The 21,412-nt window shown below is 70.0% G+C and carries 21 protein-coding genes; 12 read left to right on the top strand and 9 right to left on the bottom strand.

Going from position 1 to position 21,412, the window contains the following annotated elements:
* The first annotated feature begins 7 nt into the window (after positions 1-7).
* The 4 genes from flgK to MKL11_RS14420 all read left to right on the top strand — a co-directional run bounded on the left by flgK (position 8) and on the right by MKL11_RS14420 (position 4,221).
* Entirely contained in the window at positions 8-1,909 is a 1,902-nt protein-coding gene (gene flgK / locus MKL11_RS14435; RefSeq protein ID WP_243944626.1) for a flagellar hook-associated protein FlgK, read from the top strand.
* A gap of 2 nt (positions 1,910-1,911) precedes the next feature.
* Positions 1,912-3,507, top strand: a complete 1,596-nt coding sequence (locus MKL11_RS14430; protein ID WP_243944625.1) for a flagellin — start codon at positions 1,912-1,914, stop codon at positions 3,505-3,507.
* Positions 3,508-3,629: 122 nt separating this feature from the next.
* Positions 3,630-3,890, top strand: coding sequence for a hypothetical protein (locus MKL11_RS14425; protein ID WP_243944624.1), 261 nt, complete (start codon positions 3,630-3,632; stop codon positions 3,888-3,890).
* Positions 3,891-3,924: 34 nt separating this feature from the next.
* Positions 3,925-4,221 (top strand): porin, encoded by a 297-nt coding sequence (locus MKL11_RS14420; protein ID WP_243944623.1) that lies wholly within the window; start codon positions 3,925-3,927, stop codon positions 4,219-4,221.
* Positions 4,222-4,229: 8 nt separating this feature from the next.
* Here the strand turns inward: MKL11_RS14420 and MKL11_RS14415 are convergent, their stop codons facing one another.
* The 3 genes from MKL11_RS14415 to MKL11_RS14405 all read right to left on the bottom strand — a co-directional run bounded on the left by MKL11_RS14415 (position 4,230) and on the right by MKL11_RS14405 (position 6,271).
* Entirely contained in the window at positions 4,230-4,703 is a 474-nt protein-coding gene (locus MKL11_RS14415; RefSeq protein ID WP_243944622.1) for a hypothetical protein, read from the bottom strand.
* On the bottom strand, positions 4,690-5,049 hold the full coding sequence (locus MKL11_RS14410; RefSeq protein ID WP_243944621.1) for a rod-binding protein: 360 nt from the start codon (positions 5,047-5,049) through the stop codon (positions 4,690-4,692). The genes MKL11_RS14415 and MKL11_RS14410 overlap by 14 nt, the downstream gene beginning before the upstream one ends.
* Before the next feature lie 82 nt (positions 5,050-5,131).
* Entirely contained in the window at positions 5,132-6,271 is a 1,140-nt protein-coding gene (locus MKL11_RS14405) for a flagellar basal body P-ring protein FlgI (RefSeq protein ID WP_243944620.1), read from the bottom strand.
* A 245-nt stretch (positions 6,272-6,516) separates the two neighbouring features.
* Here MKL11_RS14405 and MKL11_RS14400 point away from each other — a divergent pair, with 245 nt between their 5' ends.
* Positions 6,517-6,945: a flagellar assembly protein FliX gene (locus tag MKL11_RS14400; RefSeq protein WP_243944619.1), complete on the top strand. Its 429-nt coding sequence runs from the start codon at positions 6,517-6,519 to the stop codon at positions 6,943-6,945.
* Positions 6,946-7,062: 117 nt separating this feature from the next.
* Here the strand turns inward: MKL11_RS14400 and MKL11_RS14395 are convergent, their stop codons facing one another.
* Positions 7,063-8,559: an ATP-binding protein gene (locus MKL11_RS14395; RefSeq protein ID WP_243944618.1), complete on the bottom strand. Its 1,497-nt coding sequence runs from the start codon at positions 8,557-8,559 to the stop codon at positions 7,063-7,065.
* A 155-nt stretch (positions 8,560-8,714) separates the two neighbouring features.
* Between MKL11_RS14395 and MKL11_RS14390 the strand changes: the two genes are divergently transcribed.
* The 4 genes from MKL11_RS14390 to dksA all read left to right on the top strand — a co-directional run bounded on the left by MKL11_RS14390 (position 8,715) and on the right by dksA (position 13,148).
* Positions 8,715-9,962: an Hsp70 family protein gene (locus MKL11_RS14390; protein WP_243944617.1), complete on the top strand. Its 1,248-nt coding sequence runs from the start codon at positions 8,715-8,717 to the stop codon at positions 9,960-9,962.
* A gap of 101 nt (positions 9,963-10,063) precedes the next feature.
* The gene (locus MKL11_RS14385; protein WP_243944616.1) at positions 10,064-11,437 is read left to right on the top strand and encodes an MBOAT family O-acyltransferase; all 1,374 of its coding nucleotides are present in this window, start codon (positions 10,064-10,066) and stop codon (positions 11,435-11,437) included.
* Between the two features lie 2 nt (positions 11,438-11,439).
* The gene (locus MKL11_RS14380) at positions 11,440-12,456 is read left to right on the top strand and encodes a hypothetical protein (protein WP_243944615.1); all 1,017 of its coding nucleotides are present in this window, start codon (positions 11,440-11,442) and stop codon (positions 12,454-12,456) included.
* A gap of 272 nt (positions 12,457-12,728) precedes the next feature.
* Positions 12,729-13,148, top strand: a complete 420-nt coding sequence (gene dksA, locus MKL11_RS14375) for an RNA polymerase-binding protein DksA (protein WP_050733124.1) — start codon at positions 12,729-12,731, stop codon at positions 13,146-13,148.
* A gap of 71 nt (positions 13,149-13,219) precedes the next feature.
* Here the strand turns inward: dksA and MKL11_RS14370 are convergent, their stop codons facing one another.
* Genes MKL11_RS14370 through MKL11_RS14360 form a run of 3 tightly spaced genes read right to left on the bottom strand, consistent with a single transcriptional unit; the run spans position 13,220 to position 16,114 of the window.
* A complete protein-coding gene (locus MKL11_RS14370) occupies positions 13,220-14,950 on the bottom strand; it encodes a pilus assembly protein (protein WP_243944614.1) in 1,731 nt (576 codons plus the stop codon).
* Positions 14,934-15,581, bottom strand: a complete 648-nt coding sequence (locus MKL11_RS14365; protein WP_243944613.1) for a TadE/TadG family type IV pilus assembly protein — start codon at positions 15,579-15,581, stop codon at positions 14,934-14,936. The genes MKL11_RS14370 and MKL11_RS14365 overlap by 17 nt, the downstream gene beginning before the upstream one ends.
* Positions 15,575-16,114 (bottom strand): TadE/TadG family type IV pilus assembly protein, encoded by a 540-nt coding sequence (locus MKL11_RS14360; protein WP_243944612.1) that lies wholly within the window; start codon positions 16,112-16,114, stop codon positions 15,575-15,577. Before MKL11_RS14360 ends, MKL11_RS14365 begins: the two co-directional genes overlap by 7 nt.
* Positions 16,115-16,422: 308 nt before the next feature.
* On the opposite strand from MKL11_RS14360, the gene MKL11_RS33090 reads away from it, so the two are divergent.
* Positions 16,423-16,839, top strand: a complete 417-nt coding sequence (locus tag MKL11_RS33090) for a hypothetical protein (RefSeq protein WP_279600478.1) — start codon at positions 16,423-16,425, stop codon at positions 16,837-16,839.
* A complete protein-coding gene (locus MKL11_RS14350) occupies positions 16,836-17,306 on the top strand; it encodes a hypothetical protein (protein WP_243944611.1) in 471 nt (156 codons plus the stop codon). Before MKL11_RS33090 ends, MKL11_RS14350 begins: the two co-directional genes overlap by 4 nt.
* 3 nt (positions 17,307-17,309) lie before the next feature.
* Here MKL11_RS14350 and MKL11_RS14345 read toward each other — a convergent pair whose 3' ends face one another.
* The gene (locus MKL11_RS14345; protein ID WP_243944610.1) at positions 17,310-18,581 is read right to left on the bottom strand and encodes an NAD(P)/FAD-dependent oxidoreductase; all 1,272 of its coding nucleotides are present in this window, start codon (positions 18,579-18,581) and stop codon (positions 17,310-17,312) included.
* 148 nt (positions 18,582-18,729) lie between these two features.
* Here MKL11_RS14345 and gltX point away from each other — a divergent pair, with 148 nt between their 5' ends.
* Positions 18,730-20,070: a glutamate--tRNA ligase gene (gene gltX / locus MKL11_RS14340; RefSeq protein ID WP_243944609.1), complete on the top strand. Its 1,341-nt coding sequence runs from the start codon at positions 18,730-18,732 to the stop codon at positions 20,068-20,070.
* Positions 20,071-20,073: 3 nt separating this feature from the next.
* On the opposite strand, the gene MKL11_RS14335 is transcribed toward gltX, so the two are convergent.
* On the bottom strand, positions 20,074-21,360 hold the full coding sequence (locus MKL11_RS14335; RefSeq protein ID WP_243944719.1) for a hemolysin family protein: 1,287 nt from the start codon (positions 21,358-21,360) through the stop codon (positions 20,074-20,076).
* Positions 21,361-21,412 lie beyond the last annotated feature (52 nt).

Below are 21,412 nucleotides of genomic sequence, written 5' to 3'. Positions count from 1 at the left end.
CCGTGAGATGTCGTTGAACGCGCTTTCCACCGCGACCGCCGGGCTTGCGGCGACGCAGGCGGCGATCAACGTCGTTTCGCAGAACGTCGCCAATTCCGGCACGGCGGGCTACGTCAAGCGGACGCTCTCGACGGTCGCCACCGGGACCAACAATTCCGGTGTCGCGGTCGGGACGATCACCCGCAGCTTCGACGCCGCCGCGCTGAAGCAGCTGCGGCTCCAGACCTCGGGAGCCGCCTATACCAGCACCAAGTCCGATATCGTCTCCCAGCTCGACACGCTCTACGGGACGCCCGGCAGCTCGGCGGCGCTCGACGGCACGCTCAACACCTTCACCGAGTCGCTGCAGGAACTCTCCGCCAACCCGACCTCGGCAGCCGCCCGCACCACCGTGGTCAGCAACGCCTCAGCGCTGGCCAGCCAGATCAACGGCGCCGCCGCCTCGGTGCAGAACTTGCGCACCGGGGTCGAGGCGCAGCTCGGCACCGACACGCAATCCGCCAGCACCCTGCTGTCCAACATCGCGAGCCTGAACGCCAAGATCCAGAACACCACCGACGCCTCGTCCCAGGCCGACCTCCAGGACCAGCGCGATCAGGTGATTAACAGCCTGTCGAGCTACATGGACGTCCAGACCGTCGCGCAGCGCGACGGGACCGTCTCGGTGCTGACCCAGTCGGGCGTGACCCTGGTCGACCGCGGCAACGCGGCGACGCTCACCTTTGACGGGCACGGCACGCTGAGCCCCAGCTCGACCTACTCCACCGATCCGACCAAGCGGACTGTCGGCACGATCACGGCGACGCTGCCGGGCGGCGGCAAGGTCGATCTCGGGGCGCCCGGCGCCATCCGGTCCGGGAGTCTCGCCGCCGGAATCGAGCTGCGCGACCAGATCCTGCCGCAGGCCCAGCGCCAGCTCGACGACCTCGCAGGCGGGCTCGCCAGCGCGCTCACCGACAAGTCCGTGACCGGCACGGTGACCGGCTCGTCGGCGACGATCGACCTCACGGGCATCCAGGCCGGCAACAGCCTCACGATCCCGGTCACCGCCGCGGATGGCTCGGTCCGCAACGTCACGCTGGTCGCCTCGAACACCGCGACCACCGGGGTCGATCCGAGCCAGACCGACGATGCCAGCGGGCTCGCGCAGACCTTCAACATCTCCGGCGGTCCCTCGACCTACGCCAGCGCGATCCAGACCGCGTTGGCGGCGCTCAACACCCGGGCGACGGCCGCCGGCATCAAGAACGCGCCGAACCTCACCGCCACCGGCACCGGGGCTTCTGTCACGATCGGGCCGGCGGCGGCCAGCACGGACAAGGTTTCGGGGGCCAGCGCCAACATCACCCTGCCGACGTCGCCGAGCGATCTCACCACGGGCTACCCGCAGATCGCTCTGTTCACCGACGTCTCCGCGGCTCCGCCACCCGTCACCCAGCTGTTCACCGGCTCGCTCGACAGCGGCTCGCAACTCACCGGCTTCGCCCAGCGGATCGCGGTCAATCCGGCGGTCTCCGGCAACACGGCGGCTCTGACCGCATCGAGCGCCACCGATCCGAGCGCCTCGGGCGGCCGCGCGCAGGCGATCTTCACCGCGCTGACCTCGGCCCAGCAGACGTTCTCGTCGTCGAGCGGCATCGGCGGAGTCTCGGCGCCCTACCAGGCGACCGTCGTCGGCTTCGCCCAGGACGTGATCGCCTCGCAGGGCTCCGCCGCCTCGAACGCGTCATCGCTCAACGACACCCAGCAGACCGCGCTCTCGACCGCGCAGAGCCGGTTCTCCGCGGGAGCGGGGGTCAATATCGACCAGGAAATGTCGAACCTGATCGCCCTGCAGACGGCCTACGGCGCCAATGCCCGGGTGCTGACCGCCGCGCGCGACATGCTCAACCAGCTGCTGCAGATCTGACCATGACGACGATCTCACCCTTCGCGGCCGGTTCCTACGTCTCCAACCGGAACACCTCGCAGCTCCTCACGCTGAAGAACCAGCTGAACGACCTGTCGAACCAGCTCTCCAGCGGCAAGGTCTCGCAGACCTATGGCGGTCTCGGCACCGGGCGCTCCACGGCGCTCGCCGCCCAGGCGACCCTGAGCGCGCTCAACGGCTACGGCGCCGGCATCACCGCCGCCCAGACCCGGACCGACCTCGCCGTCACCAGCCTGACCCAGGTCGCGACGCTCGGCACCAGCGCCCGCACCGCCCTGAACAACGGCCTTCAGAGCGTCGCGGCCAACACCACCGCGGGCCGCTCGATCGCGCTGAGCAACCTGCAGACGGCGCTCGACACGCTCAACCAGTCGGCGGCGGGCAGCTATCTGTTCGGCGGCCGCGATGCCACGACCCAGCCGGTGCTCGACGCGGACACGATCCTCAACGGGACGACCGACAGCCAGGGCAACAAGCTCGACGGGCTCACGACGCTGGTCAACCAGCGGGTCAGCGCGGAGCTGGGCTCGGGCGGCAACGGCCGCCTGACGCAGACATCGCCCAGCAGCACCTCCGTCCAGGTGACCGAGGAAGCGAACGCCGCGACTCGGGGCAAGTTCGGCTTCACCCTGACCGGCACCCCGACGACCACCGGGACGGCGCTCAGCGCGTCCGTCTCGGGCGCCGGACCGGCCTCCCTCAACGTAAGCTTGGCGGCACAGCCCGCGGCCGGCGACAGCGTCAGCTTCGCGCTGAAGATGCCCGACGGCACCTCCACGACCGTGACGCTAACGGCGGCCACCAGCGCGGATCCCACCTCGACCACCAGCTTCGCCATCGGTGCGAGCGTCACCGATACGATGACGAACCTGTCCGCCACGCTGACCAACGCCCTCAAGGGGGCGGCCACCAGCACGCTGGCGGTGAACGCCACGGCGGCGGTGACGCAGGATTTCTTCACGGGCTCGGCTAAGGGCGGCCCGACCGGAACCGGGATCACGCCTCAGCGCATCGTCTACGATGCGAGCAAGAATCCGATCGGCTACACGCCCGCGACCCCGACCAACACGGTGCTCTGGTACCAGGGCGAGAACACCTACGACACGTCGACCAACCCGCCGCAGCCGACCTCCGCCCTCGACAGCCAATCGGTTCAGGTCAGCGCCACCGGCAAGGTCGGCACCGGCGCACGCGCCAACGACCCGACGATTCAGAACGTGCTCTCCGGCCTCGCGACCATGGCGTTCGCGCTGCCGACCACCAGTGACGCCAACACCAGCTCCACCTACCAGACCGTGGTCGACAAGGCCGGAGCGTTGCTGTCCGCTGCCGACCAGACCAATCCCAGCGTCCAGGACACCGTCACGCAACTGAGCGTCGCCTCGACGCGGCTCTCGAATGCCGCCACGACCAACACCGCAACCCAGACCACGGTCCAGAACACCCTCGACGGGATCGAGCAGGCGCCGACCGAAGAAGTCGTCGCCAAGCTGCTCGACGTCCAGAACCGGCTCCAGGCCAGCTACTCGGTCACGGCCTCGCTCTCGAAGCTCTCGCTGGTCAATTACATCAGTTGACGTCTCTTCAGACGGGGAACATCCTTAATCGGGCACCGCGACCTTAGTCTCGCCGCTTTCTCGCAGTGAAGGGCGGGTTGCGATCGCGTTCTGCGCGATCGCCCGATCGAGGAGAGGTCCGCGTGGCGCTGTCCGAACCCGTCCGCGCGGTCCGCCGCCTCGGCTCCACGGCGCAGATCGGCGCCATCGTGATGGGCGAGCAAGCGATCGACACCTATCTCGACGGTTATGGCCGGGCTGACGACCGCGCCATCGCGCTCGACATCCTCCTGCGCGATCTGGCGCGGCTGCGGTGTCTGGAGCCCGACCTCGACGGCTTCATCGGCGAGGTCGAGCGCTACATCGATCTGCTGTACGAGGACCTCGCGCGCCGGGCCGCCTGAGATGTCTCGTCTGCACCTGACCGCCCTGGTTCTCATGACCGCGGCGCTTGGCCTTGGCCCTGCCGAGGCCCGAGACTTCGAAAGAGCGTCGATCACGCCGTCGGTGATACCGTGTCCGTCGAAGGGGCCGGGTTTCGTGCGCCTGCCGGGCAGTGCGAGCTGTATCCGCGTCTCCGGCCGCGTCACTGCGGGCGCGGATCTGCGGACCGGCCATGGGATCGACGCATCGGGCGTGCCCGCCATCACCGGGCGCCTTGCGATCGATAACCGCGCCGACACCGATCTCGGCGAGGTCCGCACCTTCGTGCGGATCGGCAACGGCCGGCGCTGACTGCGCCGTCAAAGATTCCGCGACAGCACCAGCGGTCCGCTGCGCACGCCGCGGCCATACGGCGAGGGGGCCGGGCCCTGCCGGCCATAGCCCGACGGCATCTGCGCGCGGCCGATCTCCTCCGCCAGGGATTTGATCAGCCCCTCCGACACGGATTTCGCGCTGTCGAGCACCGACTGGTTCGCCTCCACGGCGGTGGTGAAGCGTCGATGGGCGGCCCGCAGGGTCTCGACGCCGTCCGGGTTGAAGCGCTTCAGCGCCACGGCGTTCGCCTTGGCGACTTCGAGCCCCTGCATGTAGGCTGCGGCGAGCGCTGCTTTCGGCTCGGCCGCCGCGAGCCCCTCGCGCAGCCGCCCGGCCCGGACATGGGCGGCCTCCTCGGCCAGGACGGATTCCAGCGCGGCCATGTTGGCCAGCACGCCCCCGACCAGCGCCTCGGCGGTGATCCGGTCGGCGACGCGTAGTGGCTCAGCCCTTTGCATTCGTCGCTCCATCGCTCGCCGCGCCCTGCATCTTCATGATCTCACGGAACACCGAATCGGCGATGCCGACACCGCCGCTCTTCACGATCTGTCCCGCGTATTCCTTGGTCAGCATCGAGCGGTAGACGCCGCCGCCGGTGCCGTTCTCGCCGAGCGGGCCCTCGGTCCCGTCCGACTGGGTCATCCGGTCGAGGCTGTTCTCCAGGAACATCGATTCGAACTCGGTGGCGGTCTTGTGCGCCTTGGCTGTGTTGGCGGTCTTGAGGATGCCCTCGGACACGCTGCCCGCGATGGCGCTCCCGACGCTGGCGGCGGCATTGGCCGCGATATTGGCGAGTGGCAGCATGGTTGAGCCCTCTTGATCCTTCCTGGAGCATCGTCTCGTTCCGAAAGCCGGCAACCACCTTTCGGGACGATGCACGCGACAATCACATCAGCTCGATATCGGCCTGGAGCGCCCCGGCGGTCTTGATCGCCTGGAGGATCGAGATCAGGTCGCGGGGGCCGACGCCCAGGGCGTTGAGCCCGTCGACCAGCTCGCGCAGGCTCACACCCTCCTTGACCAGCGCCAGCTTGTTGCCGTCGCCGGTATCGACCTTCACGCTCGTGCGCGGCACCACGGTGGTGCGCCCGTTCGACAGGGGCGCCGGCTGACTCACCTGCGGCTGCTCGCTGATCGTGACCGTGAGGTTGCCCTGCGCGATCGCCACCGTGGAGACGCGCACGTCGCGGCCCATCACGATGATGCCGGAGCGCTCGTCGACCACGACCCGGGCGGTCTGGTCGGGCTCCACCTTAAGCTGCTCCACCTCGGTGATGAGGCGGATCATGTTGCCGTTGTACTTGGCCGGGATCTGGATCGTCACGGTGGCCGGATCGGTCGGCTCGGCCGTGTCGGCGCCCATGAAGTCGTTGATCGCTGCCGCGACCCGCTTGGATGTGGTGAAGTCGGGGTTGCGCAGGGACAGGCGCAAAGCATGCGCGTCGTTGAGCTTGAACGCGATCTCGCGCTCGATATTGGCGCCGTTGGATATGCGGCCGTTGGTCGGCACGCCCCGGGTGATCTTGGCGGCGTCGCCCTCCGCCGAGAAGCCAGCGATCGCCACCGAGCCCTGAGCCAGGGCGTAGACCTCGCCGTCGGCACCGAGCAGCGGCGTCACCAGCAGCGTGCCGCCCTGAAGGGATTTCGCGTCGCCCAGCGACGAGACGGTCACGTCGATGCGGGTGCCCTGCGCGGCAAACGGCGGGAGGCTCGCGGTCACCATCACGGCGGCGAGGTTCTGGGTGCGCATCGTTGCGCCCCGCGTGTTGACGCCGAGCCGCTCCAGCATCGCCTGCAGCGACTGCTTGGTGAACGGGATGTTGTTGAGCGTGTCGCCGGTGCCGTTGAGGCCGACTACGATGCCGTAGCCCACGAGCTGGTTCTGGCGGACGCCCTCGATCGAGGCGAGGTCCTTCACCCGGGACAGGGCCAGCGCCGGGCCGGACGCCGTCGCCAGCAACAGCACGCCGACGACGAGGGTGGCGAGGGCCGATCCGATGAGACTGAAGGGGTGGCTCGGGCGCATGCCGGGTTTTTTCGAGGGTGAACGGACCTGCCCGTCTCCTGCCAGCCCCGTGCCAGAAGGCTTTTCGGGTTAAGTCTCTGAGGAAAAATATCATTATGCGGCCGGTATGCGGTCGTCGATGACGATCGACCGGTACCGAACCTGCCGACTCGGCAGCTTCTGCCGGCCTGTTTACCGGTGCTTAACCCTGCCGGCGCGAGTGTTTGGACCTGCGCAGGGGCGCCCGGAGCGACACGAACAGCATCATGCGCGTCGAGACTCGCCAGCCGATCCAGAATGCCGGTGGCGTCGCGGCCAAGGGCCGGGTCGAGGGCGGTCGCGGCTTCAGCCTCGACGCGGCCCCGGCTTCCGCTTCGGGCACCCATGCGCCGGCCGCAGCGGCGACCCTGGCCGGGCTCGACGCGGTGCTGCTGCTCCAGGGCGAGGCCGAGACGCCGCAGCAGCGTCGCCGCCGCACGGCCAAGCGCGGCCACGATCTCCTCGACGGCCTCGACCGGCTCAAGGCCGCAATGCTCGGCGGCCGCGTCGCTCCGCAGGATCTGCGCGCCATCGCCGGCCGGTTGGCCGAGCGCGCGGCTTCCTCGGGGGATCCGCGGCTCGACGGGTTGATGGCCGAGATCGAGCTTCGCGCCGCGGTGGAACTCGCCAAGCTGGAAGGCCGGCGCAGCGCATAGCTGCACCACCGTCATTGCGAGAGGAGCGAAGCAACCTAGGGAAACGCCACCTCCCGGGATCGCGCGCCACACTGGGTTGCTTCGCTCCGCTCGCAATGACGGATCGCTTTACGATCGCTACCCGGCCCGCCGCTTCGGACCGGTCGGCAGCATCTGCGGCTCGCCCGGGCCGGTCTCCACGCCGAGATCCGGCACCGCGATGATCGGCGCACCGCGCAGGTCCTTGCGCGTGACGATCGCGCCGCGCTCCTCGAGATAGGCCAGCATCCGCCGGGCGCGGCCGCCCGAGCTGGTGCCGTAGGCATCGGCCAGCATCGCGTCGGTGGGGCAGGGGGCGCCCTCGATCGCCGCGCGGGCGACCACCAGAAACAGCCCGGCGAGGTCGTCCGGCAGGCCGGCCGCGATCGCCTGCGCCCGCTCCCAGGTCGAATTGTCGGCGACCGCGCCGCCGGCCTCGGCCCGGGCGACCGCGAGCCGGCGCTTGAATTCCGGCAGGCCCATCGTGTCGCCGCGCAGGCGCCGGATGCGGCAGCGGACCGTGAAATCCTGGTAGAGCGTCGCCGGCGTGCAGGCGGCGGCGTCGGCATCCGCCAGGACCGAGGCTAGGACCTCGGTCAGCGCGGCCTCGCGCGCTTCCGGGTCCATCGGCTCCTCCTCGGGCTCTTCCACCGGAACCGGAGGCCGGTAGCTGGCGAGCTGGACCAGCACGTCCGGGGCCGCCACCGGGCGCGGCTTCGGGCGCGGCATCGGCGGCGCCAGGCTGTCGGCCGGGCTCGCCGTGAGGATCAGTGCCCTTGCATCCTCGGTCTGGTCGGGGAGGGGGACGAGCACCGGCGATGAGCTGCGGCTCACCGTCAGGGTCGGACCCACCGCGATGGTGAGCGGGCGCCGGGACAGAGCCGGGCCGAGCGCGACGAAATGGCCGCGTGGCAGGTCTCGAAAGGTCTCGGCCTGGCGGCGCTCCAATCCGAGAAGATCGGCGGCGCGGGCCATGTCGATGTCGAGGAAGGTCCGACCCATCAAAAAATTGGAGGCCTCGGCCGCGACGTTCTTGGCGAGCTTGGCGAGGCGCTGGGTGGCGATCACGCCGGCAAGCCCGCGCTTGCGCCCGCGGCACATCAGGTTGGTCATGGCGCCGAGCGACAGGCGGCGGGCCTCGTCCGAGACCTCGCCAGCCGCCGCGGGGGCGAAGAGCTGCGCCTCGTCCACGGCCACCAGCATCGGGTACCAGTGGTCCCGGTCGGCGTCGAACAACCCGCCGAGGAAGGCGGCGGCGGCGCGCATCTGCCCCTCGGCGTCGAGATTCTCCAGCGACAGCACCACCGAGACCCGGTGCGTGCGCACCCTTGCGGCGATGCGCTGGAGGGCGACGTCGTCGCCGTCGGCCTCCACGACCACGTGCCCGTAGCGGTCGGCGAGGCTGGCGAAATCGCCCTCCGGGTCGATCACCGCCTGCTGCACGAGCCCGGCGCTCTGCTCCAGCAGGCGCCGGAGCAAGTGCGACTTGCCGGAGCCCGAATTGCCCTGGACCAGGAGCCGCGTGGCCAGCAGTTCGGTGAGGTCGAGGAGCGCCGGCTGCCCGCCGGTCAGGCCGAGATCGATATCGGAACGCATGGCCGCTCAATACCACGCCGGAACCGGATCCGTGCGTGCTCCGGACGCGCTATCCACGCTTCCTGCGCGGCTGCAATGCCGCGGCCGCGCTGGACCCGGGCGCCGCCGCCCTGTAGGGGCCGCCCTCCCTCGAAACAAACCGGATCCCCACCACGATGGCGGCCTGCGGCCTCGATTTCGGCACGTCGAACACCACCCTGGGGCATCTCGCGGCGGCGGGGCCGACCCTGCTGCCGCTCGAGGGCGCGCACCGGACCATCCCCAGCGCGATCTTCTTCGAGCCCGGCGAGCCGCCGCTGATCGGCCGGGCCGCCACCGCGGCCTATGTCGACGGCCATGCCGGCCGGCTGATGCGCGGGCTGAAATCCGTCCTCGGCACGCCCCTGATGGACGAGGCGACCCCGGTCGGCCGGGAGCGCCTGCGCCTGCGCGACGTGATCGCCCGCTATCTCTCGGCCGTGAAGGCCCGGGCCGAGGCCGCCTGCGGGCAAACCCTCGACACGGTGGTCCATGGCCGGCCTGTCCATTTCGTCGACGGCGACCCGGAGGCCGACCGGCGGGCGGAGGACACGCTGCGCGACATCGCCCGGGACGTCGGGTTCCGGGAGGTCTCGTTCCAGTATGAGCCGATCGCCGCAGCCCTCGACTACGAGCGCCAGGTCCGCGCGGAGGAGATCGCGCTGATCGCCGATATCGGCGGCGGCACCTCGGATTTTTCGATCGTCCGCCTCTCGCCCGAGCGGCGGGGCCGCCCGGATCGGGCCGGCGACATCCTGGCCAACGACGGCGTGCGCATCGGCGGCACCGATTTCGACCGGCAGCTCAGTCTCGGCACGGTGATGCCGCTGCTCGGCCTCGGCAGCCCGATGCGGCGCGGCGACCTCGCGGTGCCGAACGCCTATTACCACGACCTCGCCACTTGGTCGGCGATCAACCGCCTCTACAACGGAAAGACCCTGCGCGAGATCGACGAGGTGATCCGCGATTGCGCCAAGCCCGACCTGGTCGCGCGCCTGCGTGCCGCCGTCGAGGGCGAGCGCGGCCACGCCCTGGCCGGGGCCGTGGAGGGCGCCAAGATTGCCGCCTCCGAGGCCGGCACGACCGATCTCGACCTCGGCCTGATCGAGCCCGGTCTCACCGCCCGGGTGGGCCGTGACACCCTCTCGGCGCAGACCGGCGACCTCGCCCGGGCGGTCGCCGCCCGGATCGCCCGCTGCCTCGCCCAGGCTGAACTCGGCCCGGAGCGGATCGATGCCATGTTCCTCACCGGCGGTTCCACCGGCCTGCCGCACCTGCGCGCCGCGCTCACCGCCGCGCTGCCCGCGGCCCGGGTGGTGGAGGGCGACACGTTCGGGTCGGTGGGGCTGGGCCTGACCATCGAGGCGGGACGTCGCGCGGCGTGAGCCTCCGCGATTGACGGGCCTGCCGCGATCCCCGACAAGGCGGGCGCCTCGCGCCCGGAGAGACCGGCGGCCCATCCTTTCCCTTCGCGCCGCCCCGCCCGATGCTGTTCAACTCCTTCGTCTTCCTCCTCGCCTTCCTGCCGGCCGCGCTGATCCTGCACGCGCTGGTGGCGCGCGCGGCGCCGGCCTGGCGGCTGCCGCTGCTCGTCGGCCTGTCCTTCGTGTTCTACGGCTGGTGGGATGTCCGGTTCGTGCCGCTGCTCGCCGGCTCGATCCTGGCGAACTGGTGCGTCGCCCGGGCGTATCGCCGATGGCCGGGGCGCTGGCTGATCCCGGCCGCGATCGCCGCCAACCTCGGCCTGCTCGGGCTGTTCAAGTATCTCGACTTCTTCGCCGACCTCGCCAACCTGATCCCGGGGCTGGAGGCGCCGCGGCTCGGACTGGCCCTGCCGCTCGGCATCTCGTTCTTCACCTTCCACCACATCATGTATCTCGCCGACCTGCGGGCCGGCCGGGCGCCGGCCTTCGGGCTGATCAAATACGCCCTCTACATCGCCTTCTTCCCGCAGGTTCTCGCCGGCCCGCTCGTGCGCTGGAGCGAGATCATGCATCAGTTCGACGAGCGGCCCTACGCGCGGCCCGATGCGGCCGAGCGCTTCGCCCGCGGGTTGATGCTGCTCACGGTCGGGCTCGCCAAGAAGGTGTTTCTGGGTGATCCGCTCGCCGCCTACGTGAACCCGGTGTTCCAGGCGGCGGCCGCCGGCAAGGTCGTGTCCGTCACCGAGGCGTGGCAGGCGACCCTCGGTTTCACCTTCCAGATCTATTTCGACTTCTCCGGCTATACCGACATGGCGCTCGGCATCGCCCTGCTGTTCGGCCTGGTCCTGCCGCAGAATTTCGACGCGCCCTATCGCGCCACCTCGCCGCGCGATTTCTGGCGGCGCTGGCACATGACCCTGTCGCGGTTCCTGCGCGACTATCTCTACATCCCGATGGGCGGGAACCGCCGCGGCCTGTCCCGGCAGGTCGGGGCGCTCGCCGCCACCATGACGCTCGGCGGCCTCTGGCACGGGGCGGGGCTGACCTTCCTGGCCTGGGGCGGCCTGCACGGGCTGGGCCTCGGCGCCGGGTTGCTGGCGCGGCGGGCGCGGATCACGGTTCCGACGCCCCTCGGCTGGCTGCTCACCAGCCTGTTCGTGATGCTGACCTGGGTGCTGTTCCGGGCGACGAGCTTCGAGGCGGCGCTCGTGATCTTCAAGGGCCTGTTCGGCCTGGCGCCCCATGGCTCGGGCTTCAAGTGGCGCACCATCGCGGTGGCGGCCCTGGTCGCCACGCTCGGCCCGACCGCCTGGGCGGCGGTCCATCGCCTGCCGCCCCGCCGTCTCCTGGCCTTCGGTTTCGCGCTCCTGTTCGTGGTCGTCCTCCTGAAGATCGGGGACGATGCGAATTACGAGTTCATCTACTTCCAGTTTTGAGGATGGCGCTGGCTCAACCCCCACAGGACCGGACCTGGCGCGGCTTCGTCCGCATCTGGCTGCTGGCGATGGCCGGGCTGTTCGCGGCCTATCTCGGCCTGGCGGTCGTGGTCGATCCCTATGAGACCGGCCGCTCGACCCTGCTGTCCCGCGGCGCCGTCCGCCCGCAAGGGCCGCGCACCGCCTCGGCCCTGCGCGGCCGCGACGCGGCCTATTCCGGCGCGGTGATCGGCAATTCCCACATCCAGCTGATCAATCCGGCGACGCTCACCCAGCGCACCGGCATCCCCTTCGTCCAGCTCTCGGTGCCGGCGACCGGCCCGGCCGAGCAGTTCGCCCTGCTGGACTGGTATCTCCAGCATCACCCCCGGCCCGACGCGATCGTGCTCTCGGCCGACGCGTTCTGGTGCTCCGACGATCCGACCTTTCCGAGCGAGCACGGCTTTCCGTACTGGCTGCTCGGCGATTGGCCCGACTATCTCAAGGGCCTTCTGCGCTTCACCGCCGCGCAGGAGACGATCAACCGCCTCGGCTGGCTGCTGAACCCGCGCCGCAAGCAGGCCGCGTCCGACGGCTGGTGGGATTACGAGTCGAACTATCTCAGCCAGGGCTTCGGCCGCGACCCGGCCAAGAAGGCGGCGCTCGAACGGCCCGTCGGTCCCGAGGCCGAGCCGCATCACGGCGGCCCGTTCCCGATCACCGATCGGCTGCGCGCCGAGCTGGCGCGGGTCCCGCCCAGGACCGCGCTGGTTCTGGTCTTCCCGCCGGTCTACGCCCGTGCCGAGCCGCCGGCCGGCAGCCCCCGGGCCACGGCCGAAGCCGCGTGCCGGGCCGAAATCCGATCTGCGCTCGCCGTGCATCCGCTGAATACGGTCATCGAGGGACGCGCCAGGCGCCCGGAGGCCGGAAATCCGGACCTGTTCTTCGACCAGACCCACTATCGGCTGCCGCTCGCGCGATCATTGACCGAGGAGATCGCCGCCGCGATCGTACGTTTGCGGACAGTTTCGGTGGACTAAGCCCGCTTGCACCATCCCGGATACCGGAACAGGGTGACGCGCTCGGCCCTTGAAATTGCATCACCTTTTCAGAAAAGCCGGCGACCAGCTTTCGCTTGGATGCTCTAGACCGTGGCTTGTTTGCCGCAGGTGCGCACGCATTCGAGACAACATCCAAGCCCTGCATCGCTGCGCGTTGTCGCGATTAAGCGCCTCGACTATACGGCACCTCACGTTATCGCCGCGCACCGGCCATCCCCTGGTGGGCGGTTATGATCCAGCGAGGGTGACGCATGGCGAAGGTGACGCTGGAGGACGGCTACGTCCCGTCCGACGACGAGCCCTTCATGAACGACCGGCAGCGCGAATATTTCCGGCGCAAGCTCTTGAGCTGGAAGAGCGATATCCTGCGCGAGGCGCAGGACACGCTGGTCGCGCTGCAGAGCGAGAACGAGAACCATCCCGATCTCGCCGACCGCGCCTCCTCGGAGACCGACCGGGCGATCGAGCTGCGCGCCCGCGACCGCCAGCGCAAGCTCACCGGCAAGATCGACGCGGCGCTCGCCCGTCTCGAGGACGGCTCCTACGGCTTCTGCGAGGAGACCGGCGAGCCGATCTCCTTGCGCCGCCTCGACGCCCGGCCGATCGCGACCCTGTCGCTCGAAGCCCAGGAGCGGCACGAGAGGCGGGAGAAGGTTTATCGCGACGATTGAGGGGGCGGCTCCCTCGATCGTAATGACGAGTTCGATCGCCGCCCACCTGACGGATGGTCCAACCGCAGCGCTTACTGCGTCAGCCGCAGGGCGCCGATACTCGCCTGGATCTGCTGGAACGCCTTGATCAGGTCATCCGAGGTGTTGGCCAGGAAGAACTGGCCCGCCGAGGAGGCGCAGTTCTTGAGGAGCGTCTGTCCCGCGGCGTCGATCGGATCGGAGGGGACGCTGAAGCCGATCGTGTAGATCGAGATGTTGACCGTCTTCGCGTTGTTGCACGCGGTCGCGGTCAGTGCGTCGAGCGCATTGCGGGCGCTGGTGCCGTCAGACACGTTCTGATTACCGCTGGGCATCCGCCCGTTCGCGTTGGTGCCGTTGGCATTCTGAAAATAGCCGTCGGCAAAGTAGAGTGATCCGGTAGGCGCGCCTGGGTTGGCCGCCCAGCTATTCGTACCGTCGGTCATCAGGATGATGATCTTGTTGATCGTCGTCGTATTCGAGGCGCTCGACGTCGACGCGTAAGCCGCGGGTGGGCTGCTGCTTGCCGGGGTCGCGCCGCTGGCAAAAACGCTCTTCGGCGAGAGTGTCCGCCAGCCCCACATGAAGCCCTCGTGGATATTGGTCGAGCCCAGGGGCGCCATGTTGCTGATCAGGCTCTTGAGGGCGCTCGTGTCGCTCGTCAGGGGCAGAAGCGGCTTCGTCGTGCAGCCGAAATTCGGCCCGTTCGGGATCCCCAGATAGCTGTTGGATGTCGCGTTGCGCGGACTGGCGTATTTGCAAACCCGACCGAGCGAGGCGTTATATGACAAAGTCTTGATCGGACAAGTGCCGCTGGAGCTACTGGTGTCGTCGTCGATGTAGCTGTTGTAGGACCGATAGGTGCCAGTGGTATCGCTGAAATCCCTGTAGCTGCTGCTGGCATCCCCCGGCTCGTCGGGCGAGAACAGCGGGACGTAGTAGGAATCCTTGTTCGCAGCTGTCGGCGCGCCGTCCTGGACGTTGAGCGGGTAGGGGAGTGCTTCCAGGCAGCCGGCCCAGCCCCAGCCGGAATAGACGCTTTGAAGCTTGGTGAAGATGTCGAACCGGCTCGCGAAGCCGGACCCGTTGAGGGTGAGCACGTTGGTCCAGTGATAGCTGGATTGCCCGTTCTGATCGATCCAACTGGCATAGCGGTAAGTCGACGGATCGACCGCCACGGCGCCGGCGAACGGCACGATCGAGATCCGGGTCGCGGACGAGAACGCCGCGTTGGTGTAAACGTAGTTCACGAAATTCGTGGCCGCGGTCTGCACCGCCTGAAGCTTGGACTGGCCGCCGCTCGACTCCGCCATCGATCCGGTATTGTCGAGGACCAGCGCGATCTCGAAGGTCTTGGGCAGGGGCGTTGCGCATTGCGCGGCCGAGCCCGGGTTGATGCGGGTCGTCCCGGTGAACTTGCCGAAGAACGCCGTCGAGAGCTTGTGGGCGGTCAGGGTGATCTGGCGCGGGCTGCTGGTGATGACCAGCGGGTCGACCACGAGGTTGGCCGCTCCCATGGCACCGGTCATCGCCGTCTGGGCGAGCAGGTTGAGGTCGGCGTTCGAGGTGGTGAGCGGCGTCTGGCACAGGAGCAGCGCCGTGGCATCGGTCGCGGCCTGCAGCTTGGTCTCCAGCCGGGTCGCGAAGCCGTAATCGATCGCCGCGCCGGTGAACATCAGCATCGGCACGCTCAGGAACGCGAACAGGACCGCGACGTTGCCGCCGCGTCCCCGCGCGAAGCCGAACCGCCCCGGCGGGCGGGCGCGGTCAGGGCGTCGAGCCATCGCACGCCTTCTGGGTGGTGCCGGGCACGACGACTTCGGTGTAGGTGTTCGTTCCATAGGTGGTGCCGCCGCGGGTCGGCCATGGGACAGCCGTGGAGAAGGTGATCTGGTTGCCGACGCCCTTGACCAGCTTGACCAGCGCGCTGCCGATCATCGGCGTGTAGGCGATGCTGACTTCGGCCAGCACGTAGCGCATGCCCGTGGTCTGGTAGCCCGGGGGGACGATCAGGTCGGTGGCGGTGCCGGTGGCCCGGGCCGTGGCGTTGCCGTTGGCGACGCTGGAGCAGACCCGCGGGAACAGGTTCAGATTCTTGAGATCGACGCCCATGGCGCTGACGACGATCTTGACGTTCGTCGTGTCGAACGGCCGCATCACCTTGGCGGCGGAGGCGACGATGTCGCTCATCAACGCCGTGCCGATCGGGTTCTGGGTGTCGCCCTGGGCGGTCAGGTCGGCCACGGTGCGGGCGAGCAGGGTCAGCTTGCGCCACTCGTCGATGGCGTGGGCGATCTCGGTCATGCCGGCCCAGATCGACAGCAGCACCGGCAGAATCACGGCGAATTCCACGATCGCGCTGGCGCGGCGGTCCCGGCGCAGCCGGGCGGCCTTGCGGCTGAGGCGCCTCAGCACGGGCTCGACCCGGTGATCTGGTAGGGCTCGGTCCGGAACACCGCCGTCGAGGTGAGCAGGCTGGACCCGGCCCCGGCGCCGGTGGTGAACTTCTTGGTGCCGAGCCCCATCAGGTTGAACAAAGTCGGGAACTGCACCGCCGCGGTCACCACCACGATCGTGCCGGGCTTCGCGCAGGCGTAGTTCGTGCCGAAATTGGTGGTCCACGTGCCCGTGGTGGCGTTCACGGGCGTCGATGCGCTGGCGCCGGCGAGCGAGGTGGCGGTGGCGACGTCGATCTTGACGTTCTGGCAGTTGAAGACCGTGGGGACGACGGCGTTGCCGCTGCCGCACATCGTCGTCTTCAGCGACGCGAGCAGGGTGGCGGCATCGGTCTGCCCGGCATTGGCGAGCTGAAATTGGCCTGTGAAGATCGACCGGACCGCGTTTTGCAGGGCGCGGTCGAAATTCTGCGTGGCCCAGATCTGGAACGCGATCTGGAAGATCGCGCCGACGAGCGCCAGGAACGGCAGGGCCACCAGAGCGAATTCCACCGCGGCCGCCCCATTCGAATCCCGCCAGAGCCGGTCGAAGAGGCAACCTGAGGTAAGTTTCGTCTGCGGTACTATTGGTAATCGGTGAGTCATGGACTCGAGCTGCAACGTTAAGACCAGCACATGCTGTGATGTGTGACTAATCGTTTGCGAAATGCTTAATCCGAACAGGCAGATCGAGATATAAGCGCGTATTCTACTGAGGGTTGTATCCGGAGTGTATTGCCCGGCCTCGCGCCCGAAGGGCCGCCATTGACGCTGGGCCGAACGGCGCCACTTCGTCGGCGGCATCTTGGCCGGAGCACCCCATGAGAATCCTGAAGACCGCCGCGATCGTCTCCGGGCTGATCGCGGCGCTCGCGCTCGCCGGCTGCGAGGCGCCCAAGCCGGGACCGGCCGGGCCGCCCGGGCCGAAGGGCGATCAGGGACCGCCCGGACCGCAGGGGCCGCCGGGCCTGAACGGCGCCACCGGGGAGCGCGGCCCCACGGGCGAGCGCGGGCCGGCCGGCGCGGTCGGGCCGGCGGGGGCGGCCATGAACACGCTGGTGCGGCTCGACGTGGCCTGTCATCGTGACGAGGAACTGATCGGCGCCTATTGCGAGGGCATGGCGGTGGTCCCGTCCGTGACCGTCACCGACGGCGTGTCCACGGTCGGCTGCCTCGACATGACCGCCAAGGCCGCCAAGGACGCGAAGCCGGTCGCCGTCTGCATGAGGAAGCCGTGAGACGCCTCGCCCTCGCTCTGCTCGCCGCCTCGGTCGCGTCCGGGGCGCAGGCGCAGCGTTTCCTGCCCACCGAGCGCGCCGCCATCGACCTCGTGCGCAGCCGGCACACCGACAGCCTCGCCACGGTGGACGGCACGCTCGCCTATGCCGAGCGCGCCACCGGCGGCGCCTTCAGGCGCGGCGGCTACCGGGTCGTGCGCCGGCCCGGCGAGCCCTTCGCCCGGGTGCAGATCTGCTACCGGCTGGGGATAGACCCGCCGACCTGCGGCCTCGATTACCTCGTCACCGTCAACCCGCCCCATGTCGAGCCGGCCGAGCGTTATGACGGCTTGGCGCGGGACCTCGAACACGGCCCCCGGGCCTTCCTGCGGGCGCTCGCCCGCGAGGCCGATCTCCAGCGTCAGCCGCAGATCCTGCGGCGGATCCAGGCCGCGCTGGAGCCCTACAACCCCTACGATTGGCGCTGACGCCTACAGCAGCCGCGGCCAGCCCAGCAGGCGTTCGGGTGCGAAGGCCGCCACAGGGACCGCCGGGGTCCGGCCGGTGGCGAGGTCGGCAACGATCTCGCCGGTGATCGGCCCCGTCGACAGGCCGATATGGCCGTGGCCGAACGCGAACAGCAGGCCCTTGTGCCGGGGCGCCGGTCCGATCACCGGCATCCCGTCGGGGGTGGACGGGCGCGAGCCGAGCCAGGGCTCGTTGTCGAGGGGGCCGCCCAGCCGCAGGGTTTCGGCGGCCTCGCGGGACGCAGCTTCGATCTGGGTGTGGTCCGGGGTGGCGTGGCGGGCATTGAGCTCGACGCCGGAGAGCACCCGGATCCGGTGATCGCCCATCGGCGACAGGATCGATCCGGCGCCGGTATCGAGCACCGGCCGGGTCAGGGGCGGGCTGTTCGGGTGCAAGGCGTAGTGACGATGATAGCCGCGCTCGGCCGCCACGGCGAAGCGGTAGCCCAGGGTTTTTGCAATCGCCCCGGAGGCGGCGCCCGCCGCCAGCACCACCTGCCTGGCCCGCACCGTCCCGGTCTCGTGGACGACCTGCCATCCGTCCGCCTCCGGCGACAGCCGTTCGACACTGCCGCGCAGACGCCGTCCGCCCAAACCGGTGAACAGTGCTTCGCAGGCCTCGATCAGGCGGCCGGGCTCGCGCACCGAGCCGGTCTCGGTGAGTAGCATCGCTCGGGCGTAGGGGCGGACCAGGGCCGGCTCCAGATCGCGGATGCCCGCCGTATCGAGAATGTCGAAGGCCACCCCGTGGCCCGCAAGGATCTCCCGTTCCAGGACCGCGGCCTTGAAGGAATCCTCGGTCCGGTAGGCCTTGAGCCAGCCGGTCCGCTGCAGCCGCTCGCCGGTGCCGGCCCGGGCGGCGAGGCGCTCATGGGCCGGGTAGGCGGCGCTCGTCAGCGGCAGCAGGGCGGCGGCGGCGCGACGCCAGCGCGAGGCCCGGGCGCTCGCCAGGAAATGCGCCGTGTAGGGCAGGATCCGCGGCAGGTGGGTGTAATGCAGGCGCAGGCCCCGGTCGGCGTTGCACAGATAGGCCGGGAGCTTGCCCCACAGGGCCGGGCTCGACATCGGCAGGATCGAGCCGCGGCTGACGACGCCGGCATTGCCGTAGGAGGTCCGGGCCCGGGCCTCGCCGGGATCGCACAGGACCACGTCGAGGCCGCGATCCTTGAGCGCGATGGCGCAGGCCAGCCCGACCATCCCGCCGCCGACAACAACGATATCGGCCGTCTCGTCCATCCCGCTCACCCCAACCTGCGCCAAGCGGGCCTTCTGACGGGTTTTGCCGGCTCTGGGTAGCGCGCTGGGGCATGGATGGAGGCGGTTCGCGCCACCCATGCGCGAAGGGACGCGCAAAAACCGGCGCAGATCGGCTACAGAGCGGAGCATGACGCTCGTCCGCTTCGCTCCCTCGCCCACCGGCTACCTGCATATCGGCAACGCCCGCCCGGCCTTGCTCAACGCGCTGTTCGCGCGCAAGGCGGGCGGCCAATTCCTGCTGCGCCTGGATGACACCGACGCCGAGCGCTCGACCGAAACCTTCGCCGCGGCGATCCGGGAGGATCTGGCCTGGCTTGGGATCGAGCCGGACCTGTTCGCCCGGCAGAGCGAGCGCGAGGCCCGGCACGACGCCGCCGCCGAGCGGCTGCGCGCGGCCGGGCGGCTCTATCCCTGCTACGAGACCCAGGAGGAGCTGGAGCGGCGGCGCAAGCGCCAGCTCGGCCGCGGCCAGCCGCCGACCTACGACCGGGCCGCGCTCCAGCTCACCGCCGAGGAGCGCGCCGCCCTGGAAGCGGAAGGCCGCCGGCCGCATTGGCGGTTCCTCCTGGACGCGCGGACGGTAACCTGGGACGACCTCGTGCGCGGGCCGGCCCATGTCGATTGCGCGTCGTTGTCCGACCCGGTGCTGATCCGCGCCGACGGCAGCTACCTCTACACGCTGCCCTCCGTGGTCGACGATGCCGATCTCGGCATCACCCACGTGATCCGCGGCGAGGACCACGTCACCAACACCGGCGTGCAGGTGCAGATCTTCGAGGCTCTCGGCGCCCCCGTGCCGATCTTCGCCCATCACAACCTGCTCACCACTGCGGACGGAGAGGGGCTGTCGAAGCGGCTCGGCCACCTGTCGCTGCGCGGCCTGCGCGAGGCCGGCTACGAGCCTGCCGCCGTGCGCTCGCTGGCGGTGCTCACCGGCTCGGCCGAATCCGTGCGGGCGGTGCCGGACCTCGACACGCTGGCGAGCCTGGTGGATCTCGGCGAGATCTCCCGCGCGCCGGCCCGGTTCGACCCGGCGGAACTCGACGGGCTCAACGCCCGGCTCGTCCACGCCATGCCGTACGCGGAGGTCGCCCCGCGCCTGGCCGAACTCGGCATCCCTGCTGAGGCCGCCGAGGCGTTCTGGTTGGCGGTGCAGCCCAATCTCGGCCGCGTCTCGGAAGCGCGGGACTGGTGGCAGGTCGTGGCCGGCCCGATCGATCCGGTGCTCACCGAGGAGGCCGTGATCGCGGCGGCCCGCGAGACCCTGCCGCCGGAGCCGTTCGGCCCCGAGACCTGGAAGGCCTGGACCACCGAGATCCGCAGCCGCACCGGCGCCAAGGGCAGGGGGCTGTTCATGCCGCTGCGCCTCGCGCTGACCGGCCTGGAACACGGGCCGGATCTCGCCGGGCTGCTGCCGCTGATCGGCCGCGACCGGGCGGCGCGGCGGCTGGCGGGCGAAACGGCGTAGCGCTTACGCCGCCTCCGCTTCTTCCAGCCGCGTCGCCAGCAGCTTGTCGATGCGGCGGCCGTCGAGATCCACCACCTCGAAGCGCCAGCCGGCGATGTCGCAGGTCTCGCCGGTTTCCGGCAGGTGCTGGAGCGTCGCGATGACCAGCCCGGCGGCCGTGGCGTAGTCGCGCGACGGCGGCAGGCGCAGGCCGAGTTGGTCCGCCATCTCGTCGGCGGGCATCGATCCGGCGATCAGCCAGGAGCCGTCCGGACGGCGCACCGCATCCGGCTCGAGGCTCTCGGAATGGAACGCGCCCGCGATGGCGTCGAGGATGTCGGCCGGGGTCACGAGCCCGTCGAAATGGCCGTACTCGTCATGCACCAGCGCCATCGGCACGGGACCCTTGCGCAGGGCGTCCAGGGCATCGAGGGCGTCGAGGGTATCGGGCAGAACCGGCGCCCGGCGGACATGCGCCCGCAGGTCGAGGGGCTCGCCGCGCGCGAGCGGGCCGATCAGGTCGCGCACCTGCACGACGCCGATCATGGCGTCCGGCCCGCCATCCGCCACCGGCAGGCGGGCATGGGGGCTCGCCAGCAACCGGTCCCGGATGGTTTCGGGATCGTCCGAAAGATCGAGCCACACGACCTCGGTGCGCGGGGTCATGACGCCGCGCACCAGCCGGTCGCCGAGCCGGAGCACGCCGGAGATCATCGCGCGCTCGCCGCCCTCGATCACGCCGGCGGTCTCGGCCTCGGCCACGAGGCTGCGGATCTCCTCCTCGGTGACCGCGCTGGCGCTCTCGGTCTCCTGGCCGATCAGGCGGAACACCGCCCGGGTGGAGGCGTCGAGCAGCCACACCGCCGGCAGGGCGGCCCGGGCGACGTAGCGCATGCCGGGCGCCACCGCGCAGGCGATACCCTCCGGGTTACGCAGGGCGAGATGCTTCGGGACCAGCTCGCCGATGATGACCGACAGGTAGGTGATCACCCCGATCACCAGGGTGTAGCCCAGCGTGTCGGCCCAGCCCTTGGGCAGGCCGAGATCAATCAGCGTCAGTGCCAGGCGGTCCCCGAGCGCCGCGCCGGAGACCACCCCGGACAGGATCCCGATCAGGGTGATGCCGATCTGGACCGTGGACAGGAACCGCCCCGGCTCCTCGGCGAGCGCCAGGGCCGCCTTCGCACCTGGACGGCGCGCCTCCGCGTAGGCGCGCAGGCGGCTCTTGCGCGACGAGACCACCGCCAGCTCCGAGAGAGCGAAGACGCCGTTCAGCGCGATCAGCAGGACGACGGTGACGAGCTCGAGCAGGCGGGTTTGCAGAGCCGCGCTCCCGCAGGGCGGGCCGGGCTTCCTCTGGTGG

It is taken from the genome of Methylobacterium sp. J-077, from assembly GCF_022829365.1.
GTDB lineage: Bacteria > Pseudomonadota > Alphaproteobacteria > Rhizobiales > Beijerinckiaceae > Methylobacterium.
This window is presented reverse-complemented; position numbering and strand designations above follow the sequence as displayed.

Coding starts and splice junctions, on each gene's coding strand:
- flgK (WP_243944626.1), top strand. CDS start 8: ATGTCGTTGAACGCGCTTTCCACCGCGACCGCCGGGCTTGCGGCGACG.
- MKL11_RS14430 (WP_243944625.1), top strand. CDS start 1,912: ATGACGACGATCTCACCCTTCGCGGCCGGTTCCTACGTCTCCAACCGG.
- MKL11_RS14420 (WP_243944623.1), top strand. CDS start 3,925: ATGACCGCGGCGCTTGGCCTTGGCCCTGCCGAGGCCCGAGACTTCGAA.
- MKL11_RS14415 (WP_243944622.1), bottom strand. CDS start 4,703: ATGCAAAGGGCTGAGCCACTACGCGTCGCCGACCGGATCACCGCCGAG.
- MKL11_RS14410 (WP_243944621.1), bottom strand. CDS start 5,049: ATGCTGCCACTCGCCAATATCGCGGCCAATGCCGCCGCCAGCGTCGGG.
- MKL11_RS14405 (WP_243944620.1), bottom strand. CDS start 6,271: ATGCGCCCGAGCCACCCCTTCAGTCTCATCGGATCGGCCCTCGCCACC.
- MKL11_RS14400 (WP_243944619.1), top strand. CDS start 6,517: ATGCGCGTCGAGACTCGCCAGCCGATCCAGAATGCCGGTGGCGTCGCG.
- MKL11_RS14395 (WP_243944618.1), bottom strand. CDS start 8,559: ATGCGTTCCGATATCGATCTCGGCCTGACCGGCGGGCAGCCGGCGCTC.
- MKL11_RS14390 (WP_243944617.1), top strand. CDS start 8,715: ATGGCGGCCTGCGGCCTCGATTTCGGCACGTCGAACACCACCCTGGGG.
- MKL11_RS14385 (WP_243944616.1), top strand. CDS start 10,064: ATGCTGTTCAACTCCTTCGTCTTCCTCCTCGCCTTCCTGCCGGCCGCG.
- MKL11_RS14380 (WP_243944615.1), top strand. CDS start 11,440: ATGGCGCTGGCTCAACCCCCACAGGACCGGACCTGGCGCGGCTTCGTC.
- dksA (WP_050733124.1), top strand. CDS start 12,729: ATGGCGAAGGTGACGCTGGAGGACGGCTACGTCCCGTCCGACGACGAG.
- MKL11_RS14370 (WP_243944614.1), bottom strand. CDS start 14,950: ATGGCTCGACGCCCTGACCGCGCCCGCCCGCCGGGGCGGTTCGGCTTC.
- MKL11_RS33090 (WP_279600478.1), top strand. CDS start 16,423: ATGAGAATCCTGAAGACCGCCGCGATCGTCTCCGGGCTGATCGCGGCG.
- MKL11_RS14345 (WP_243944610.1), bottom strand. CDS start 18,581: ATGGACGAGACGGCCGATATCGTTGTTGTCGGCGGCGGGATGGTCGGG.
- gltX (WP_243944609.1), top strand. CDS start 18,730: ATGACGCTCGTCCGCTTCGCTCCCTCGCCCACCGGCTACCTGCATATC.